The organism is Rhodopseudomonas sp. BAL398, from assembly GCF_033001325.1.
Lineage (GTDB): Bacteria > Pseudomonadota > Alphaproteobacteria > Rhizobiales > Xanthobacteraceae > JARJEH01.
Map to the genome: position 1 here is coordinate 2,472,118 of NZ_CP133111.1, position 16,997 is coordinate 2,489,114.

At 63.6% G+C, this 16,997-nt stretch carries 18 protein-coding genes; 10 read left to right on the plus strand and 8 right to left on the minus strand.

Translation table 11 applies throughout. From position 1 onward, the window contains the following. Positions 1-98 precede the first annotated feature (98 nt). The 5 genes from RBJ75_RS11785 to RBJ75_RS11805 all read right to left on the minus strand — a co-directional run bounded on the left by RBJ75_RS11785 (position 99) and on the right by RBJ75_RS11805 (position 3,689). Positions 99-1,001, minus strand: coding sequence for an AAA family ATPase (locus tag RBJ75_RS11785; protein WP_044418130.1), 903 nt, complete (start codon positions 999-1,001; stop codon positions 99-101). 19 nt (positions 1,002-1,020) lie between these two features. Continuing rightward, a complete protein-coding gene (locus RBJ75_RS11790; RefSeq protein WP_044418128.1) occupies positions 1,021-1,827 on the minus strand; it encodes an FAD binding domain-containing protein in 807 nt (268 codons plus the stop codon). A 47-nt stretch (positions 1,828-1,874) separates the two neighbouring features. Further along, positions 1,875-2,360, minus strand: coding sequence for a (2Fe-2S)-binding protein (locus tag RBJ75_RS11795; protein WP_276156833.1), 486 nt, complete (start codon positions 2,358-2,360; stop codon positions 1,875-1,877). A gap of 144 nt (positions 2,361-2,504) precedes the next feature. Beyond that, positions 2,505-2,978: an SRPBCC family protein gene (locus RBJ75_RS11800; RefSeq protein WP_044405443.1), complete on the minus strand. Its 474-nt coding sequence runs from the start codon at positions 2,976-2,978 to the stop codon at positions 2,505-2,507. Between the two features lie 156 nt (positions 2,979-3,134). Continuing rightward, the gene (locus tag RBJ75_RS11805) at positions 3,135-3,689 is read right to left on the minus strand and encodes a hypothetical protein (RefSeq protein WP_044405445.1); all 555 of its coding nucleotides are present in this window, start codon (positions 3,687-3,689) and stop codon (positions 3,135-3,137) included. 133 nt (positions 3,690-3,822) lie between these two features. Here RBJ75_RS11805 and RBJ75_RS11810 point away from each other — a divergent pair, with 133 nt between their 5' ends. The 6 genes from RBJ75_RS11810 to RBJ75_RS11835 all read left to right on the plus strand — a co-directional run bounded on the left by RBJ75_RS11810 (position 3,823) and on the right by RBJ75_RS11835 (position 9,440). After that, a complete protein-coding gene (locus tag RBJ75_RS11810) occupies positions 3,823-4,137 on the plus strand; it encodes a hypothetical protein (RefSeq protein WP_152647577.1) in 315 nt (104 codons plus the stop codon). A 36-nt stretch (positions 4,138-4,173) separates the two neighbouring features. Next, positions 4,174-5,091 carry an ABC transporter permease subunit gene (locus RBJ75_RS11815; protein WP_044405447.1) on the plus strand — a complete coding sequence of 306 codons (918 nt, stop codon included), beginning with the start codon at positions 4,174-4,176 and terminating at the stop codon, positions 5,089-5,091. Positions 5,092-5,097: 6 nt separating this feature from the next. Next, complete coding sequence (livM, locus tag RBJ75_RS11820; RefSeq protein WP_044405450.1) at positions 5,098-6,432, plus strand: high-affinity branched-chain amino acid ABC transporter permease LivM; 1,335 nt, start codon at positions 5,098-5,100, stop codon at positions 6,430-6,432. Then, positions 6,429-7,265 carry an ABC transporter ATP-binding protein gene (locus RBJ75_RS11825; protein ID WP_044405453.1) on the plus strand — a complete coding sequence of 279 codons (837 nt, stop codon included), beginning with the start codon at positions 6,429-6,431 and terminating at the stop codon, positions 7,263-7,265. Before livM ends, RBJ75_RS11825 begins: the two co-directional genes overlap by 4 nt. Then, positions 7,262-7,996 (plus strand): ABC transporter ATP-binding protein, encoded by a 735-nt coding sequence (locus RBJ75_RS11830; protein WP_044405456.1) that lies wholly within the window; start codon positions 7,262-7,264, stop codon positions 7,994-7,996. The genes RBJ75_RS11825 and RBJ75_RS11830 overlap by 4 nt, the downstream gene beginning before the upstream one ends. Before the next feature lie 337 nt (positions 7,997-8,333). Continuing rightward, positions 8,334-9,440, plus strand: coding sequence for a branched-chain amino acid ABC transporter substrate-binding protein (locus RBJ75_RS11835; protein ID WP_044405459.1), 1,107 nt, complete (start codon positions 8,334-8,336; stop codon positions 9,438-9,440). A 316-nt stretch (positions 9,441-9,756) separates the two neighbouring features. Here the strand turns inward: RBJ75_RS11835 and RBJ75_RS11840 are convergent, their stop codons facing one another. After that, the gene (locus RBJ75_RS11840) at positions 9,757-10,491 is read right to left on the minus strand and encodes a cytochrome c biogenesis CcdA family protein (RefSeq protein WP_044405462.1); all 735 of its coding nucleotides are present in this window, start codon (positions 10,489-10,491) and stop codon (positions 9,757-9,759) included. Between the two features lie 130 nt (positions 10,492-10,621). Here RBJ75_RS11840 and RBJ75_RS11845 point away from each other — a divergent pair, with 130 nt between their 5' ends. Further along, positions 10,622-11,608 carry a P1 family peptidase gene (locus RBJ75_RS11845; protein ID WP_044405465.1) on the plus strand — a complete coding sequence of 329 codons (987 nt, stop codon included), beginning with the start codon at positions 10,622-10,624 and terminating at the stop codon, positions 11,606-11,608. Between the two features lie 147 nt (positions 11,609-11,755). Here the strand turns inward: RBJ75_RS11845 and RBJ75_RS11850 are convergent, their stop codons facing one another. Next, entirely contained in the window at positions 11,756-12,514 is a 759-nt protein-coding gene (locus tag RBJ75_RS11850; RefSeq protein WP_044405468.1) for an EF-hand domain-containing protein, read from the minus strand. Between the two features lie 253 nt (positions 12,515-12,767). On the opposite strand from RBJ75_RS11850, the gene rpe reads away from it, so the two are divergent. The 3 genes from rpe to RBJ75_RS11865 all read left to right on the plus strand — a co-directional run bounded on the left by rpe (position 12,768) and on the right by RBJ75_RS11865 (position 16,748). Beyond that, positions 12,768-13,466 carry a ribulose-phosphate 3-epimerase gene (gene rpe / locus RBJ75_RS11855; RefSeq protein ID WP_276156834.1) on the plus strand — a complete coding sequence of 233 codons (699 nt, stop codon included), beginning with the start codon at positions 12,768-12,770 and terminating at the stop codon, positions 13,464-13,466. A gap of 110 nt (positions 13,467-13,576) precedes the next feature. Then, positions 13,577-14,788, plus strand: a complete 1,212-nt coding sequence (locus RBJ75_RS11860; protein ID WP_160297933.1) for an HNH endonuclease — start codon at positions 13,577-13,579, stop codon at positions 14,786-14,788. A 1,009-nt stretch (positions 14,789-15,797) separates the two neighbouring features. Further along, on the plus strand, positions 15,798-16,748 hold the full coding sequence (locus tag RBJ75_RS11865) for an IS110 family transposase (protein ID WP_317528511.1): 951 nt from the start codon (positions 15,798-15,800) through the stop codon (positions 16,746-16,748). A 55-nt stretch (positions 16,749-16,803) separates the two neighbouring features. On the opposite strand, the gene RBJ75_RS11870 is transcribed toward RBJ75_RS11865, so the two are convergent. Then, positions 16,804-16,992: a hypothetical protein gene (locus RBJ75_RS11870; RefSeq protein ID WP_044406106.1), complete on the minus strand. Its 189-nt coding sequence runs from the start codon at positions 16,990-16,992 to the stop codon at positions 16,804-16,806. Positions 16,993-16,997: the final 5 nt, after the last annotated feature.

Here is a 16,997-nt window from a genome sequence, read left to right on the forward strand (position 1 = left end):
CCGTTTCGCCCCCTCCCCAACCCTCCCCCGCAAGCGGGAGAGGGGGCGCGCTTCCGGTGCCGCGAAGCAGCGGCAAAATTCCGACCGAAGCTGCCCAACTAATCGCTGGTGGCTTCCTTCAGCACCTTGTCCAGCGCCGGGCCCTGCATCTTGGCGATGTCGTCCTGGTATTTCAACAGCGCGCCGAGCGTGTCGCCGACCACCTGGGCGGTCAGCGCGCGGGCGTCGAGTTCGGTCAATGCGGTGGCCCAGTCGAGCGTTTCGGCGACGCCGGGCGATTTGTAGAAATCCTGTTCGCGCAACGCCTGCACGAAGGCCACCACCTGTTGCGACAGTTTCGCCGAGATCCCCGGCACGCGGGATTTGACGATCGCCAATTCGCGCGCGGCGTCGGGATAATCGACCCAGTGATACAGGCAACGGCGCTTCAGCGCGTCGTGGATCTCGCGGGTGCGGTTCGAGGTCACGATCACGATCGGCGGGCTTGGCGCCTTGATGGTGCCGAATTCCGGGATCGTCACCTGGAAGTCGGAGAGGATTTCCAAAAGATAGGCCTCGAAGGCCTCGTCGGCGCGGTCGAGCTCGTCGATCAGCAGCACCGGGGCGCCGCCCGTATCCGGCTCCAGCGCCTGCAGCAGCGGCCGCTTGATCAGATAGCGCTCGGCGAAGATGTCGCTGGACAGCTGCTCGCGATCGGTGTCGCCGGCGGCCTCGGCGAGCCTGATCGCGATCATCTGCGCGGCGCTATTCCATTCATAGACCGCGGAGGCGACGTCGAGGCCCTCATAGCATTGCAGCCGGATCAGCTTGCGGCCGAGCGAAGCCGACAGCACCTTGGCGATCTCGGTCTTGCCGACCCCGGCCTCGCCTTCGAGAAACAGCGGCCGGCCCATCCGCAGCGCCAGGAACAGCACGGTCGCGAGCGAACGTTCGGCGAGATAGCCGCGGCTGGTCAACATTTCCAGCGTGGCTTCGACCGAAGCGGGCGCCGAATGGGTCATGGCAGGACCGATCGCAAGGTCAGGCCTTGCCGTTGGCGGCGTCGACCGCGCGTTTCGCCAGCACCGAAATCAGATGCGCGCGATATTCGGCGCTGCCGTGCAGATCGCTGTTGAGGTCGTCATGCGAGACATGGATTCCGTCGAGCGACTTGGCATTGAAGCGCGCCTTGAGCGCCTCCTCGAAGGCGGTGACCCGGAACACGCCTTCGGCGCCGGCGCCGGTGACGGTGACGCGCACATCCGACGGCCGCCTGGCGACGAACACCCCGACCAGCGCGTAACGCGAGGCCTGGTTGCGGAATTTGATATAGGCGGCCTTTTTCGGGATCGGGAACTGAACCTTGACGATGATCTCGTCGGGCTCGAGCGCGGTGGTGAACAGGCCCTGGAAAAACTCTTCCGGCTTCAGCTTGCGCTTGTTGGTGACGATGGTGGCGCCGAGCGCCAGCACCGCGGCGGGATAATCGGCGGTCGGATCGTTATTGGCGAGCGAGCCGCCGATGGTGCCCTTGTGGCGCACCGCGGGGTCGCCGATCAGCGACGCCAGTTCGGCCAGCGCCGGGATCGCCTCGCCGACGATTGCCGAGGTCGCGACTTCGGCGTGCTTGGCGGTGGCGCCGATCACCAGCGAGCGGCCCTTGATCTCGATGCCGCCGAGCCCGTCGATATGCGACAGGTCGACCAGATGCGGCGGCGCCGCCAGCCGCTGCTTCATCACCGGCAGCAGCGTATGGCCGCCGGCGATCAGCTTGGCGTCTTCATTCTTGACCAGCAGGTTGGCGGCCTGCCGCACGGTCGCCGGACGATGATATTTGAAGTCGTACATGCAGGGTCCTTGGAAAGTCCGCGGGGATTCGCTTGGGCCAGGCGTGGCTATGCGGGATCGGAATTCGCCATCGCCTTTGCGCCGGCCGCGATCGACAGCACGATGTTCTGGTAGCCGGTGCAGCGGCACAGATTGCCCTCGAGCTCCTCACGGATGGTGTGGTCGGACAGCTCGTGGCCCTTGCGATGCACCAGGTCGACCGCCGTCATGATCATGCCGGGAGTGCAGAAGCCACATTGCAGCCCGTGATGTTCGCGAAACGCCTCCTGCATCGGATGCAGCGGCGCGCCATCGGCGGCCAGCCCCTCGATGGTGGTGACCTCATGGCCGTCGGCCATCACCGCCAGCGTGGTGCAGGATTTCACTGCCTTGCCGTCGAGATGCACGACGCAGGCGCCGCATTGCGAGGTGTCGCAACCGACATGGGTGCCGGTCAGCCGCAGATTCTCGCGCAGGAATTGGACCAGCAGTGTACGGGGATCGACATTCGCGGTCACCGGAGCGCCATTCACGATCAGGGAAATCTTGGCCATCGGCCCTCTCTTTATTCGTGCCGCCGCGTTGCACAGCGGAACGTCATTTTAAATCATTCCAAAATGCATATTATGGGTCATACCGGCAATGAGCAACCTCGCACGCCGCAACCCGGACGGGCGATCCGGCCGGCGCCAGCGCGATCAAGCAGTCTTGATCGCCTCGGCGTCGGGCTGCACGGCCTTGGAAAAATTGGCGAAGAATTCATCGGCGAGCTTCTTGGCCGATCCGTTGATCAGCCGCTGCCCGAGCTGCGCCAGCTTGCCGCCGATATGGGCCTCGACGTCATAGGACAACAGCGTGCCGCCATCCTTGTCGGTCAGGCCGACCACCGCGCCGCCCTTGGCGAAGCCGGCGACGCCGCCCTCGCCTTCCCCGGTGATCTTGTAGCCATTGGGCGGATCGAGATCGGTGAGCGTCACGCGACCCTTGAAGCGCGCCGACACCGGCCCGACCTTCAATTTGGCGACCGCGCGAAAGCCTTCGGTGTCTTCGGTCTTTTCCAGCTCCTCGCAGCCGGGGATGCAGGCCTTGAGAATTTCGGGATCGTTGAGCGCGGTCCAAACCGCCTCGCGCGGCGCGGTCAGCTGGACTTCGCCGCTCATCGTCATGGCCATGGAATTCCTCCCCGGTGTGGTGCCGCCTTGACCTGCGACCCGTTGGCGACAGTTAAGCACGCCGGCGGAAAAAGCAAAAGCATCGCTGCAATGCACAGGCCGCACGGTCCGACACCCACCGCGACCACGGGATCCACGCGGCGCATCGCTCAATCGTCAGGAGCTATGCCGGGCCGACGGATAGTCCGCGGACTGCGTTGCCGGCGGCTCTGCCGGCCAGGTCGCGGCGGCCTGCGGCTCGCCGGCCGATTCGGAATGGAACGGCGGCTCGACCAGCAGCAGGATCGCGGTGCCGAGCAGCAGCATCAATTCGGCGGCGTGCAGCCGAACCGCCGCGAGCTCGCCGACCTGCGATGCCATCAGCATGCTGGCGAAGCTGATGACGCTGCCGATGGTCAGCGCGAAAGCCAACGCCTCGTCGCAGCCGCCGGTCTTGCGGATCGACGCCCTTGTGGTCAGCACCACGAACACCGCGAAGAACGCCGCCACCGTGAGCTTGCCCAGCGCCAGCAGCCACGCCATCCGGATCGTGCCGGCCGCGGACAGATGCAGATAATCGCTGATGAACAGCGCCACCGCGATATTCGGCCGGTCGTAGAGGCCATGGAACGGCGAGATAATGATCTTGACGGCCACGATCACCCAGGTCGGGATGAAATAGGCCGCCAGCAGCGCGCCGTTGAATGTGCTGATTCGCCAGTCCGTCTTCATCAGGAAGTCTCGCACGCGCCGCGGCAACTCCATCGCGGCGCCGGCGGACCAAGCGAGCTAAACCCGCTCAACCATGAGCGGCAATCTAAACACTTTATTAACCTTAACGGCTCGAAACCATTGGAACTCGCCGATGTCGGCACAGGAATTGCTTACAATTTCCTCCATGGGACATCCTTCGCGCGGCGAATCTGCACTGAGTTACGACCTCGGCCACATCACCGTGCGCGGGCGTGGATCCACCCCGTTACCGCACGACGACGATCAGGCCTGGACCATTGCGATGTTGTCCACAGCGCAGCGCGCAACACAGAGGAAAGTAGCAGCGGTGCGCAGTTGCCGCTCTGGGTTCACACTGTTAGAGAACGATGAGTGGCGCGACGTTCCGACTGCCGGGGCCTGCGCCGCGCGGCACGCATTGCGCAACAGCGGCGGCCGCCTTGCATAAGAAAACGACCTCCCCGAACCTCTGACGTGGCAGCGCATGGACTATTTCGCCCAGCAACTCATCAACGGCCTCGTGCTCGGCTCGATCTACGGGCTGATCGCGATCGGTTACACGATGGTCTATGGCATCGTCGGCATGATCAATTTCGCTCATGGCGACATCTTCATGATCGGCGGCTTCATCGCGCTGATCAGCTTTCTGATCCTGGTTTCGCTCGGCCTCACCTTCGTGCCGGTAATCCTGCTGATCGTGCTCTTGGTGTCGATGGCGATCACCGCGCTGTATGGCTGGACCGTCGAGCGAATCGCCTATCGGCCGCTGCGGCATTCGTTCCGGCTGGCGCCGATGCTGTCGGCGATCGGGATGTCGTTCGTGCTGATGAATTATTCGCAGATCGCGCAGGGCGCCCGGGTCAAGCCGGTGCCGCCGATCATCACCGGCGGCTATACGCTGCACGAAAGCGTCGACGGCTTCGTGGTGCGGCTGTCCAACGTGCAGATCGTCGTCGTCATCACCACCATCGTGCTGTTGGCCGTGTTCACCTGGCTGGTGGCTCGGACCCGGCTCGGCCGCGACATGCGCGCCTGCGAGCAGGACCAGACCATGGCGGCACTGCTCGGCGTCGATGTCGACCGCACCATCTCGATGACCTTCGTGATCGGCGCGGCGCTCGCCGCGGTCGCCGGCATGATGTATCTGCTGTATTATGGCCTGGTCGACTTCTTCATGGGTTTCGTCGCCGGCATCAAGGCGTTCACCGCCGCGGTGCTGGGCGGCATCGGCTCGCTGCCCGGCGCGATGCTGGGCGGGCTGTTGATCGGCCTGATCGAGACCATGTGGTCGGCCTATTTCTCGGTCGAGTACAAGGACGTCGCGGCGTTTTCGATCCTGATCATCGTGCTGATCTTCATGCCGACCGGCCTGCTCGGCCGGCCCGAAGTCGAAAAAGTCTGATCGCGCATGGCACCGCTCGCTCCTGCCGCCGCCACCGCCGTCGCCGCCAAGCGCGGTCTCGGCGCCGCGTTCATTTTCCAAAAAGCCCTGATCAGCGCCCTGGTGGCGCTGGTTTTGTTTTCGCTGATGATCGGCGTTCGCACCGAGGCCGGCCCCGAAGGCCAGCTGATCTACTGGACCCGGTTCGGCGATCTCGCCGCGATGGTCGGCACCGTGTTCGTGGGCAGCATCGTGATCGAATTGCTGCGGCACTGGTGGGGCCCGGTCGAAACCATTCGGGTGGTGCCGGCGCGGGTGACCAGCGGCTTGGCGCTGGCGCGGCGCGCGATCGCCCCGGTGCTGCTGATCGGCACCTTCCTGGTGCCGGTGATCTTCTACGACCAGCGCTACATCCTCGATCTCGGCATCCTGGTACTGACCTATGTGATGCTGGGCTGGGGCTTGAACGTCGTGGTCGGCCTCGCCGGCCTGCTCGACCTCGGCTATGTGGCGTTCTACGCCGTCGGCGCCTATTCCTACGCGCTGCTGGCGACCAATTTCGACCTGTCGTTCTGGGTCTGCCTGCCGCTGGCCGGGATCCTGGCGGCGTTCTGGGGCGTGATGCTGGGCTTTCCGGTGCTGCGGCTGCGCGGCGATTATCTCGCCATCGTCACTTTGGCGTTCGGCGAGATCATCCGCCTGGTCATCATCAATTGGCAGGATCTCACCGGCGGCCCCAATGGCGTCAGCGGGATTCCGCGGCCGACGCTGTTCGGGATTCCGCTCGACAATTCCGATGATGGGCTCGCCGCCCTGCTCGGCATCGCCTATTCGCCGACCCATCGCATCGTGTTCCTGTTCTATCTGATCCTGGCGCTGGCGCTGCTGACCAATTGGGCGACGATCCGGCTGCGGCGGCTGCCGATCGGCCGCGCCTGGGAAGCGCTGCGCGAGGACGAGGTGGCCTGCCGCGCGCTCGGCATCAACACCACCACGACCAAGCTCTCCGCTTTCGCCACCGGCGCGATGTTCGGCGGCTTCGCCGGCGCCTTCTTCGCCACCCGGCAGGGCTTCATCTCGCCGGAATCCTTCACCTTCCAGGAATCGGCGCTGGTGTTGGCGATCGTGGTGCTGGGCGGCATGGGCTCGCAGCTCGGCGTCGCCCTGGCGGCGCTGGCGATGATCGGCGGCTTCGAACTGTTCCGCGGCCTCGAGCAATACCGCATGCTGGTGTTCGGCCTGGCGATGGTGCTGCTGATGATCTGGCGGCCGCGCGGCCTGATCGGCCATCGTGCTCCGACCGTGTTCCTCGAACATAATCAGGCGATCTCATCCGACGTGGTCAAGGAAGGTCGCGGATGAGCAGCGATCACATTCTCAAGGTTGAAAACCTGTCGATGCGGTTCGGCGGCATCGTCGCCGTCAACGACGCGTCGTTCGCCGCGCAGCGCGGCAAGATCACCGCGCTGATTGGCCCCAACGGCGCCGGCAAGACCACGGTGTTCAACTGCATCACCGGCTTCTACAAGCCGACCTCCGGAACGATCCGGCTGACCCATGACGACGGCAAAACCTATCAGTTGCAGCGGCTCAACGATTTTAGGATCTCGAAGATCGCCAAGGTCGCGCGCACCTTCCAGAACATCAGGCTGTTCCCCGGCATGACCGCGCTGGAAAACCTGATGGTGGCGCAGCACAACGTGCTGATGCGCGCCTCGGGGCTGACCTTTCTCGGCCTGTTCGGCGTGCCGTCCTGGCGCAAGGCCGAAGCCGACGCGATCGAAAAGGCGCGGTTCTGGCTCAAGCAGATCGGCCTGCTCGATCGCGCCGACGACGCCGCCGGCAACCTGCCCTATGGCGATCAGCGCCGGCTCGAGATCGCCCGCGCAATGTGTACCGATCCGGCCCTGCTCTGCCTCGACGAGCCGGCCGCCGGCCTCAACGCCCGCGAAAGTGCGAGCTTGAGCGAATTGCTGCTGTCGATCCGCGCCGATCGCGGCACCTCGATCCTGCTGATCGAACACGACATGAGCGTGGTGATGGAGATTTCCGACCATATCGTCGTGCTTGATTACGGCGTCAAGATCGCCGACGCGGCGCCGCAGGCGATCCGCGACGATCCGAAGGTGATCGCCGCCTATCTGGGCGTCGACGACGACGAAGTCGACGCCGTCGAGAAGGAGCTTGGGCTATGAGCGCCCCCCTGCTCGCCATCAAGGGCCTGTACGCGTCCTACGGCAAGATCGAAGCGCTGAAGGGTGTCGATCTCGACATCAAGCCCGGCGAGATCGTCGCTTTGATCGGCGCCAACGGCGCCGGCAAATCGACGCTGATGATGACCATCTTCGGCAAGCCACGCGCCCGTGCCGGCCGCATCGAATATGACGGCACCGACATTACCGAGGTGCCGACGCACCAGATCGCGCGGTTGCGGATCGCGCAATCGCCCGAAGGCCGCCGGATCTTCCCGCGCATGAGCGTGGCGGAAAATCTGCAGATGGGGGCCGACGCCACCGAAAGCTCCGAGGCCGAGCACGCCGCCAGTCTCGAGCGGGTGTTGACCCTGTTCCCGCGCCTCAAGGAACGTTTCGATCAGCGCGGCGGCACGCTATCGGGCGGCGAGCAACAGATGCTGGCGATCGGCCGCGCGCTGATGAGCCGGCCGCGGCTGCTGCTGCTCGACGAACCCTCGCTCGGCCTCGCGCCGCTGATCGCGCGGCAGATCTTCGAGGCGATTCGCATTCTCAACAAGCAGGACGGCCTCACCGTGCTGATCGTCGAGCAGAATGCCAATCACGCGCTGCGGCTGGCGCATCGCGGCTACGTCATGGTCAATGGCCTGATCACTCTGAGCGGCAGCGGTAGTGAGTTACTGAAACGACCGGAAATCCGCGCCGCCTATCTTGAAGGCGGCCGCAGCGTCTGAGCCGATCGTCATCATTCCGGGGCCGCGCCGTGAGAGCGGCGAGCCAACCCGGATTCTTGCCCGCGCTGCAGCGCCTCACTTACTGCGAGATACCGGGTTCGCTCGGCCTGCGGCTGCGCGCCCCGGAAGCACGACCGCAGTGGCGGACCCGCCGATGGCACGCCCCATCGCCGGTAATCTCGCGCCCCGCCCGGCAAGATGCTGCAATCGGATCACAAGTTGCGTAAAAAATGGCGATGACTTGGGCGGAAAATCAGCCGACAATAGTATCGAGCTTCGCGGCCGGAGCGCTCCGGCGCGAACTGACGTCAGACAAATTCATCGCAAGGAATGTTTCATGAAACCACTCAAGCTCCTCGGACTGGCAATTGGTGCCTCGCTGGCGCTCTCGGCGCCGACGTTCGCGCAAGACATCAACGTCGCCGTCGCCGGTCCGATGACCGGCAGCGAATCCGCGTTCGGACGGCAGATGCAGAACGGCGCCGACCAGGCGGTGGCCGATATCAACGCCGCCGGCGGCGTGCTCGGCAAGAAGCTGGCGCTGCAGACCGGCGACGATGCCTGCGATCCGAAGCAGGCGCGCTCGGTCGCCGAAAAGATCGCCAGCAGCAACGTGCCGTTCGTCGCCGGCCATTTCTGTTCGTCGTCCTCGATCCCGGCCTCGGAAGCCTATGCGGACGGCAACGTGCTGCAGATCACCCCGGCCTCGACCAACCCGCTGTTCACCGAGCGCAAGCTGTGGAACGTGCTGCGGGTCTGCGGCCGCGACGATCAGCAGGGCCTGGTTGCGGCCGACTACATCGTCAAGAACTTCAAGGGCAAGAATGTCGCGATCCTCAACGACAAGACCACCTACGGCAAGGGTCTGGCCGATGAGACCAAGAAGGCGCTGAACAAGGCGGGCTTCAAGGAGGCAATGTTCGAGTCCTACAACAAGGGTGACAAGGACTTCAATTCAATCGTGTCGCGACTCAAGCGCGACAATATCGACCTGGTATTCGTCGGTGGCTATCACCAGGAAGCAGGCCTGATCCTGCGCCAGATGCGCGAACAGGGCCTCAAGACCGTGCTGATGGCCGGCGACGCCATGAACGACAAGGAGTTCGCCTCGATCACCGGCCCGCTCGCCGAGGGCACGCTGTTCACCTTCGGTCCCGACCCGCGCCTGAAGCCGACCGCCAAGGCGATCGTCGAGAAGTTCAAGGCCAAGAACATCGATCCGGAAGGCTACACGCTCTACACCTACGCCGCGTTCCAGGTCTGGTCGCAGGCCGCCGCCAAGGCCAAGACCACCGATCCGAAGAAGGTGATGAAGGAGATCAAGGCCGGCACCTGGGATACCGTGCTCGGCAAGCTGTCGTTCGACGCCAAGGGCGACATCAAGGTGATCGACTACGTCGTCTACAAATGGGACGCCAAGGGCAACTACGCCCAGATCAACTAGGGCCAAATCAGACAACGCCATTTGAGGCCGCTGGCTGAGACTAAGGCATCCATCATGAGTGACAGACGCCCCGGTTCGCCGGGGCGTCTTTTTGCTGGGACGTGGGACGACAGGCACGCGCCCGACGATACAGACCTGCTGTCATCGCCCGCGAAAGCGGGCGACCCAGTACGCCGAAGCGTGGGGAATGATCACGGGCGCTCTGCAATACTGGGTCCTCCGCTTTCGCCGAGGATGACGTCAGAGGCTGGTGGAGCGTTGCGGTCAAACAGCTGAGCGAGGTGGACCGTGGTCCCCCGCCTAAGCGCAGACCGCGCTATCCAAAATTCGCCAGCGACGGAAACGTCTCCAGCAGCCAGATCGAGACATTGCTCACCGCGCCGGTCAAAAATCCGATGCCGGTCAGGATCATCAGGGCGCCCATCACCCGCTCGACATTGGCCAGATGCTTCTTCATCCGGGCAAACACGCTGGAGAATTGCTCGACCATCAAGGCGGCGAGCAAAAACGGAATCCCAAGACCGGCGGAATAGACCGCGAGCAGCCCCGCCCCCTTGGTCACGGTGGCTTCGGCGGCGGCGACCGACAGGATCGCCGCCAGGATCGGACCGATGCACGGCGTCCAGCCGAACGCAAAAGCCAGCCCCATCACATAAGCGCCCCATAGCCCGACCGGCTTGGGGATCGGCAGCCGGCCTTCGCGCATCAGAAAGCCGATCCGGGTCAGACCGAGGAAATGCAGCCCCATCAGGATAATGACGATGCCGGCGACGATCGACAGCTGTGCCGACCAGGCCCGGATCAAGCCGCCGACCAGGCTGGCGCTGGCGCCCAGCGCCACGAATACGGTCGAGAAGCCGAGCACGAACATCAGCGCCGAGATCATCACCGCGCGTCTGGAGGTCTGATCGCGCTCGCCGCTGGCGACATGCTCGATGGTCGCGCCGGTCAGATAGATCAGGTATGGCGGCACCAGCGGCAGCACGCAGGGCGACAGGAAGCTGACCAGGCCGGCGATCAGCGCCGCGGGGATCGAGACATCGTGAATCATGGCGCTAGATGCACCGCACCCGCCCTGCGACGCAAGACCCGGCGCGCCGCTGCTCCGCACGTTGTGATGGCGCGTGACGCTTGACCGGGTTCCGGCGCTGCGCTCATCTGCGCCGCAACGGGGCTGAAACATGAAAAACCTGCTCACCGATATCGCCGGCGTCCGGGTCGGGCATGCCGACGACGCAACGCTAGCCTCCGGCGTCACTGCGATCCTGTTCGACCAGCCGGCGGTGGCCTCAATCGACATTCGCGGCGGCGGACCGGCGGTGCGCGACGCCAGCCTGCTGGAGCCGGTCAATACCGTGGAGCAGATCGACGGCCTGACGCTGTCGGGCGGCTCGGCCTTCGGGCTCGATGCCGGCGGCGGCGCCCAGGCCTATCTGGCTGAGCAGGGCCGCGGCTTTGCGATCGGCAACGTGACGATCCCAATCGTGCCTGGCGCCGCGGTGTTCGACATGATCAATGGCGGCGACAAGCAATGGGGCCGGTTCTCGCCCTATCGCGACCTCGGCTATGCGGCCGCCAAGGCCGCGGGCCGCGATTTCGCGCTCGGCAGCGTCGGCGCCGGCTTTGGCGCCAGCACGGCGAATTTCAAGGGCGGGCTCGGCTCGGCCTCGGCGCAGACGCCCGGCGGCGTGCGGGTCGCAGCAATTGCGGTGGTCAATGCGGTCGGCAGCGTCACCGTCGGCGATGGGCCGTGGTTCTGGGCCGCGCCGTTCGAGCAGGATGGCGAATTCGGCGGCCATGGCCTGCCGCCCTCCTTCACGCCGCCGATGCTGGCGATGCGGCTGAAGGGCGTGGCCACCGCGCAGGAGAGCACCACGCTGGTCGCCGTGGTCACCGATGCGCAGCTGACCAAGCCGCAGGCCAAGCGGCTGGCGATGATCGCCCAGACCGGGATGGCGCGGGCGATCTATCCGGTGCATGCGCCGCTGGATGGCGACGTGGTGTTCGCCGCGGCGACCGGCGCCAAGCCGATCGACCCATTGGTCGGGCTCACCGAATTGGGGATGCTCGCAGCCAACACCGTGGCGCGGGCGATCGCGCGCGGCGTCTATGAGGCGACCGCGCTGCCCTTTGCCGGCGCGCAGCCGGCCTGGCGGGATCGCTACTGAGCTTGCAGGCGCCGTCTTGCCGCGGCGCGAGCCGCAGGCGAGCGAGCCCGGTCTCGGCGACGCGCACGGCCATACCGCAAGGTTCCGGGTTCGCTCACAGCTTCGCTGTTCGCGCCCCGGAATGACGAGGCTGGACTTAGTCGGACGCTACGCGCTGACCGAGACCGAGGAGCCGGACGCCTTCGCGGCCGCGTCGGCCTGGCGCTGGATCAGTTTCTCGATGAAATTATACGATGAACTGGCGCTGGACGACGCCGAATTGCTGGCGGCCGATGTCATCGAGACCTTGGAGCCGTCCGCATAGGTCAACGACGTGGTGGTGGTGCCGTCGCTGTTGGTCGTGGTCGAACTGGAGGAGCCGGCCAACGCTTGCAGCGGATCGGAACTGCCGGCCGTACCGGAATCATCCGCCTTGCGGTGATGCGCATGGCCCTTGACCACCGCCGCCAATTCCTTGGCGCTGACCGAGCCGTCGCCATCGGTGTCGAGCTTGCCGAACACCTTGTCGGCCGCGGCCGTATTGGTGCCGCCGGCGCCGAGCTTGTCCTCGAATTCCGCCTTGGTGATCTTGCCGTCGGAATTGGCGTCGAGTTCACCGAACAGGGCTTTGAGTGTTTCGGACAGGCTGGCCGTGCCGCCTGATTCTGTCGACGCCGTCGAGGTGGTGTTGGACTGGCCCTGCATCGCCAGCAGCGCGCTCATGGTTTCCGGCGACAGCCCGCCCGATGCCGTCGAGCTGCCGGTGCTCGTGGACGAGGTGGAATCGCCGGACGAGATCAGCTCGGCCGGGTTGAATTCCTTCTTCGCCCCGGCATTGACGCCGGTGGTCGCCTTGGATTTCGACGACGCGGTCAGCGCGTCGAGCATCGATGACATCGCGCTGATGGCAGGAAGCGCAGCTAGCATGGCGAAACTCCAAAGGCCGCCGATCGCGGCCGATATTCATCACCAGCTACTTAGCAATCGCCGTGCCATGCGAGGTGCGCTTGTAAACACTCGGCTTTTCCCGCAAGCGCCGGCCCGCCGACCGGGAAATTTCTGCCGCCACGGCAGATTTTGCCAGTTGCAGCGCGGCAAAATCCGGCCTTTGCCGGCGCGCATTGCCCCGGCGGGGGGCGCATGTTAGCGAGGATTTCCCCGCAATTCCGGAATCGTGCCCATGTCCCAGTTCGCGCCCCGCCCCCTCGTCATCGCGCCCTCGATCCTGGCGTCGGATTTCTCCAAGCTCGGCGAAGAAGTCCGCGCGGTCGATCAGGCCGGCTGCGACTGGATCCATCTCGACGTGATGGACGGCCATTTCGTGCCGAATATTTCCTACGGCCCCGACGTCATCAAGGCGATGCGGCCGCATACCAAGAAGATCTTCGACGCCCATCTGATGATCGCGCCGTGCGATCCCTATCTCGAAGCCTTCGCCAAGGCCGGCTGCGACCACATCACCGTCCACGCCGAGGCCGGCCCGCATCTGCATCGCTCATTGCAGGCGATCCGCGCGCTCGGCAAGAAGGCCGGCGTCTCGCTCAATCCCGGCACGCCCGCCAGCGCCATCGAATATGTCATCGACCTGATCGATCTGGTGCTGGTGATGTCGGTCAATCCCGGCTTCGGCGGCCAGGCCTTCATCCCCTCGGCCATCGGCAAGATCCAGGACATCCGCGCCATGACCGCCGGCCGCCCGATCGACATCGAAGTCGACGGCGGCGTCACCGACAAGGTCTCCGGCCAATTGGCCGCCGCCGGCGCCAACGCCTTCGTCGCCGGCTCCGCGGTGTTCAAGGGCGGCACGATGGAAAGCTACAAGGCAAATATCGACGGCATCAGAAATGCGGCGCTGCTGGCACGGGGCGAGGCGATTTAGGCGGAAGACCAAACACTCGAACTTTTTCTCAAGGACAGATCATTAGAGCCCGCAATAGCGGGTTGCGGAAATTGAGCGGCCAATACTAAGAAGGGGAGCACATTCGTTCTGTGAAAGAGAACCCGCTGAACCATGGCCGCATTTGCATCTACTGTTTGCAGCGCAAGGCTTCAGCAGACTTTTCACTTGAGCACATTATTCCCCGCTTTATGGGCGGTAACGGTACATGCGCAGACGCCACCACCCGTGAGGTTTGCCGCAAATGCAATTCCCTGATGGGCCGTTTCGTTGACGCCCCAGTTGCAAAGGGATTTTTTCAAAACTCGATTGAAAATCGCGCTTGGCAGCATTGCCTGGACTTCGATGAAGCATCAGGCAACGTATTTCCTTTGACCTACTTTGGAAAATCGAAGGAAATCACATTTGGGCCGGACGAAGAAGTGGAAGTCTGGCTTTGCCCAGACGGCGGAACAGTTTGGCACATACATACAAAACAACCCGAAGATTACGACGCAATGGCCGGCGGAGATCCTTTCCTCAGCAGGAAAGATGCGGCGAGTCGAGTTTATGCCTTCAACGCATCTCCGCATCCCTATTGGCTTTTCTCCAATTTTAAATCGGTTACAGCTCATTTCTCAGACGAGCCAATTTTCCTCGGTGCAGACTCCGACATTGAAGATCAGCTGTTAAATTCACGAACCGGAGGGAAACTGTGCAAGAAAGATGCGATTGCACTACGTGAAAGGGATTTCATCAGAGCTCTACTAGATAAAGGCGGACGACTAGGACATGAATTGAAGTTGGACCTTCTTTTTGATATTCGATTTCTGGCTAAACTTGCATTGGCGTTTGGATATCGATTACTCGGCGAGAGATTTGGACGACTTCAATACACGAACCGATTACGCAACTTACTCTGGACGCGCCGATCTGACATTCCGTCAACTAGTCACGACATTCGCATGATGTCTTATTTTCAGGGACTAGGCGAGAAATCGCCTATGAAATCGCTCTCGATTCCATTGGGATTTGTCTTCCTTCTATCATCTTTTAAGGAGGGGATAGTTTTGAGCATTGTGTTTCCGAGCGGGCACAGCACACAAGTTTCGATTACCGATCCAACCATTGACCCGGAGGCGATCTCGTTTGGGAGAACCTTTCAAGATCGCGTCCTCGTTTCGATACCTCAGTTAACGAAAATAATTGGGCCGTTTCGACCTATGGACTATATTGCGTGGGTGGGCGGCCAGCACAAAATACCTGAACTTGATCAACTTATGAACTCAATTACCATTCGAAGTTTGCTGCCTTCTTTGCGGTGATTTGCGTAGCCTGCATGCCGCAGTACTTGTCTGGTCGTCGCCACCACCACACATTTAGTAGCGAGAGACATTTAGTAGCGAGAGACATTTTGGGAGGTCTCAGCGAATGACCGAACAATTGCTCGTTGCCGTCGGAATGCCGTTGCTGATGCTGGCCATCGCCGTCGGCGTCGGCGCTTGGGCTCGAAGTTCAGCGCGACGAGCGCAACGACGCGAAGCGCTGCAGCCAATCAGCTCCGGTCCCAATCCACCCCGCAATTCGTAGCAAGCGTAGTAGCAAGCGTAGGGTGAGCAAAGGCGCCGTTGCGCCGTGCCCACGCGAAGCTCAGCAAGATCGGCTCGCTGCTGTGGGCGCGCTTCGCTTTGCCCACCTACGTACTACGTACTGCGTGCCCCGGACGCAGCGCAACGCGCCGCGCAGCGGCGTGGTGCGCTGCAGAGCCGGGGCCCCGCTGTTTGGGACGCCTGAAGCGGGGTCCCGGTTCTGCGGGGCAGCGCTGCGCGCTGCACCGCGCCCGGGACACGGGGGAAGTGGATTCGTTTCACATCACACGAACGACGTCGTTGCCGGGCTTGGCCCGGCAACCCATCCTCTTCGCGACAACAACTCTGATCCGGCGGCGCGCTCCGCGCGCGATGGATACGCGGGTCAAGCCCGCATATGACGTCTCGTTGTGCGACGTCAACCTGCGAGCGTTTGGTGAGCAAGCGTAGGGTGGGCAAGGCGCGCAGCGCCGTGCCCACAGATCGTTCGGACTACGTTGCCGCCGCGAGCGTGGGCACGCTGCGCTTTGCCCACCCTTGTATCAGCAATGACTGTTACGATCGGCCCGTTCCGTGAGGAATGGTCCGGCCCGGGCGGCCACCCGGACCGGACCGCCGGTCGTCGGATCGAAGCCCACCGCAGCCTTGAGGGCTGAAGTGTGTAGCAGGATCGCGATCGGCTCTTCATCTGACCCGGATGGTTGAAGGAACCATGGGTTCGGAAAACAAGGGAGGGTCGACGAAGATGTCCAAGACTAGCATGGCCAGCGCAGGAATCGATACCGGCAAACGCAAGCTCGATGTGGCGATCGACGACCGTCCGGAGCAGTTGCAGATCGAGAACTCCGCCGAGGGCCATCGTCGGCTGTCCTCTTGGCTGCGCCGACAAAAGATCGGCCGGGTCGGAATCGAAGCCAGCGGCGGCTATGAGCAGCCGGTGGTCGAGCAGCTCCGCGCCGACGGCTTCGTGGTGATCGTGTTCCAGCCGGCGCAGGTTCGCGCCTACGCCAAATTCCACGGCAAGCGGGCCAAGAACGACTGCATCGACGCGGCGTTGATCGCAGCCTGCGCCACCGAGACCCGCGTTGTGCACGCCCCGCCGGACCCGCGTTTGGCGGCCTTTGCGATGCACCTGACCGTGATCGAGCAGATCACCCAGGACATCGTCTGCTTCAAGACCCGATGCGAGACCTGCCGTGATCCGCGGCTGCGCCAGATCTGGCAAGACCGCATCCTGCAGTTCAAAGCCGTGCTCAAGGCCGAGTTCGCCATTCTGGTGCAGGCGATCCGGCAGCACGCCGATCTCGCTCGCCGTCTCGACCTGATCGAAAGCGTCAACGGCGTTGGCCTGCGCACTGCCGTCGCCATTCTGGTGCGGATGCCGGAGATCGGACGGGTCTCGCGTGAGCACATCGCGTCGCTGGCCGGCCTCGCCCCGTTCGACGACGACAGCGCCGAGCGCGTCGGCGCGCGCCACATCAGGGACGGCCGCGCCCGCGTGCGCAGCAGCCTATTCGCCGCAGCGCTCGCCGCATCGTTCCGCTGGAACGCCAGGCTGATCGCCCTCTACCGGCGGCTCACCGCGGCAGGCAAACCCCACAAAGTCGCACTCGTCGCCTGCGCCAGGAAGATGCTGATCTTCGTCAACACCGTCGTCCAGCGAGGAACGCCCTGGGTCGAACAGCAGCCCGCTTAATGGTTGCTACGTCTTGCCCACCCTACGAATGCGATGATTCTGGAATCGCGCCTGCTTACTCCGGCTTCGGCCGGCGATTGCTCGGCGTGTCCTTGTATTCGTCGACTTCGACGCCCCTGCCGTCGAGGCCCTGGCCGGGCGGGCGCATCGCCTTGTCGCGGTTGCTGAGGATGTCATTCTTGCGCACCTTCTCGTCTTCAAGTTCGGTCATCGCCCCGGTGCCGCTGGTCTGTCCTGCCGACATGTTGA

What these genes read in the sequence shown, in the direction of transcription:
- RBJ75_RS11785 (WP_044418130.1), bottom strand. Translation starts at nt 1,001, where the DNA reads ATGACCCATTCGGCGCCCGCTTCGGTCGAAGCCACGCTGGAAATGTTG.
- RBJ75_RS11790 (WP_044418128.1), bottom strand. Translation starts at nt 1,827, where the DNA reads ATGTACGACTTCAAATATCATCGTCCGGCGACCGTGCGGCAGGCCGCC.
- RBJ75_RS11795 (WP_276156833.1), bottom strand. Translation starts at nt 2,360, where the DNA reads ATGGCCAAGATTTCCCTGATCGTGAATGGCGCTCCGGTGACCGCGAAT.
- RBJ75_RS11800 (WP_044405443.1), bottom strand. Translation starts at nt 2,978, where the DNA reads ATGGCCATGACGATGAGCGGCGAAGTCCAGCTGACCGCGCCGCGCGAG.
- RBJ75_RS11805 (WP_044405445.1), bottom strand. Translation starts at nt 3,689, where the DNA reads ATGAAGACGGACTGGCGAATCAGCACATTCAACGGCGCGCTGCTGGCG.
- RBJ75_RS11810 (WP_152647577.1), top strand. Translation starts at nt 3,823, where the DNA reads ATGTCGGCACAGGAATTGCTTACAATTTCCTCCATGGGACATCCTTCG.
- RBJ75_RS11815 (WP_044405447.1), top strand. Translation starts at nt 4,174, where the DNA reads ATGGACTATTTCGCCCAGCAACTCATCAACGGCCTCGTGCTCGGCTCG.
- livM (WP_044405450.1), top strand. Translation starts at nt 5,098, where the DNA reads ATGGCACCGCTCGCTCCTGCCGCCGCCACCGCCGTCGCCGCCAAGCGC.
- RBJ75_RS11825 (WP_044405453.1), top strand. Translation starts at nt 6,429, where the DNA reads ATGAGCAGCGATCACATTCTCAAGGTTGAAAACCTGTCGATGCGGTTC.
- RBJ75_RS11830 (WP_044405456.1), top strand. Translation starts at nt 7,262, where the DNA reads ATGAGCGCCCCCCTGCTCGCCATCAAGGGCCTGTACGCGTCCTACGGC.
- RBJ75_RS11835 (WP_044405459.1), top strand. Translation starts at nt 8,334, where the DNA reads ATGAAACCACTCAAGCTCCTCGGACTGGCAATTGGTGCCTCGCTGGCG.
- RBJ75_RS11840 (WP_044405462.1), bottom strand. Translation starts at nt 10,491, where the DNA reads ATGATTCACGATGTCTCGATCCCCGCGGCGCTGATCGCCGGCCTGGTC.
- RBJ75_RS11845 (WP_044405465.1), top strand. Translation starts at nt 10,622, where the DNA reads ATGAAAAACCTGCTCACCGATATCGCCGGCGTCCGGGTCGGGCATGCC.
- RBJ75_RS11850 (WP_044405468.1), bottom strand. Translation starts at nt 12,514, where the DNA reads ATGCTAGCTGCGCTTCCTGCCATCAGCGCGATGTCATCGATGCTCGAC.
- rpe (WP_276156834.1), top strand. Translation starts at nt 12,768, where the DNA reads ATGTCCCAGTTCGCGCCCCGCCCCCTCGTCATCGCGCCCTCGATCCTG.
- RBJ75_RS11865 (WP_317528511.1), top strand. Translation starts at nt 15,798, where the DNA reads ATGTCCAAGACTAGCATGGCCAGCGCAGGAATCGATACCGGCAAACGC.
- RBJ75_RS11870 (WP_044406106.1), bottom strand. Translation starts at nt 16,992, where the DNA reads ATGTCGGCAGGACAGACCAGCGGCACCGGGGCGATGACCGAACTTGAA.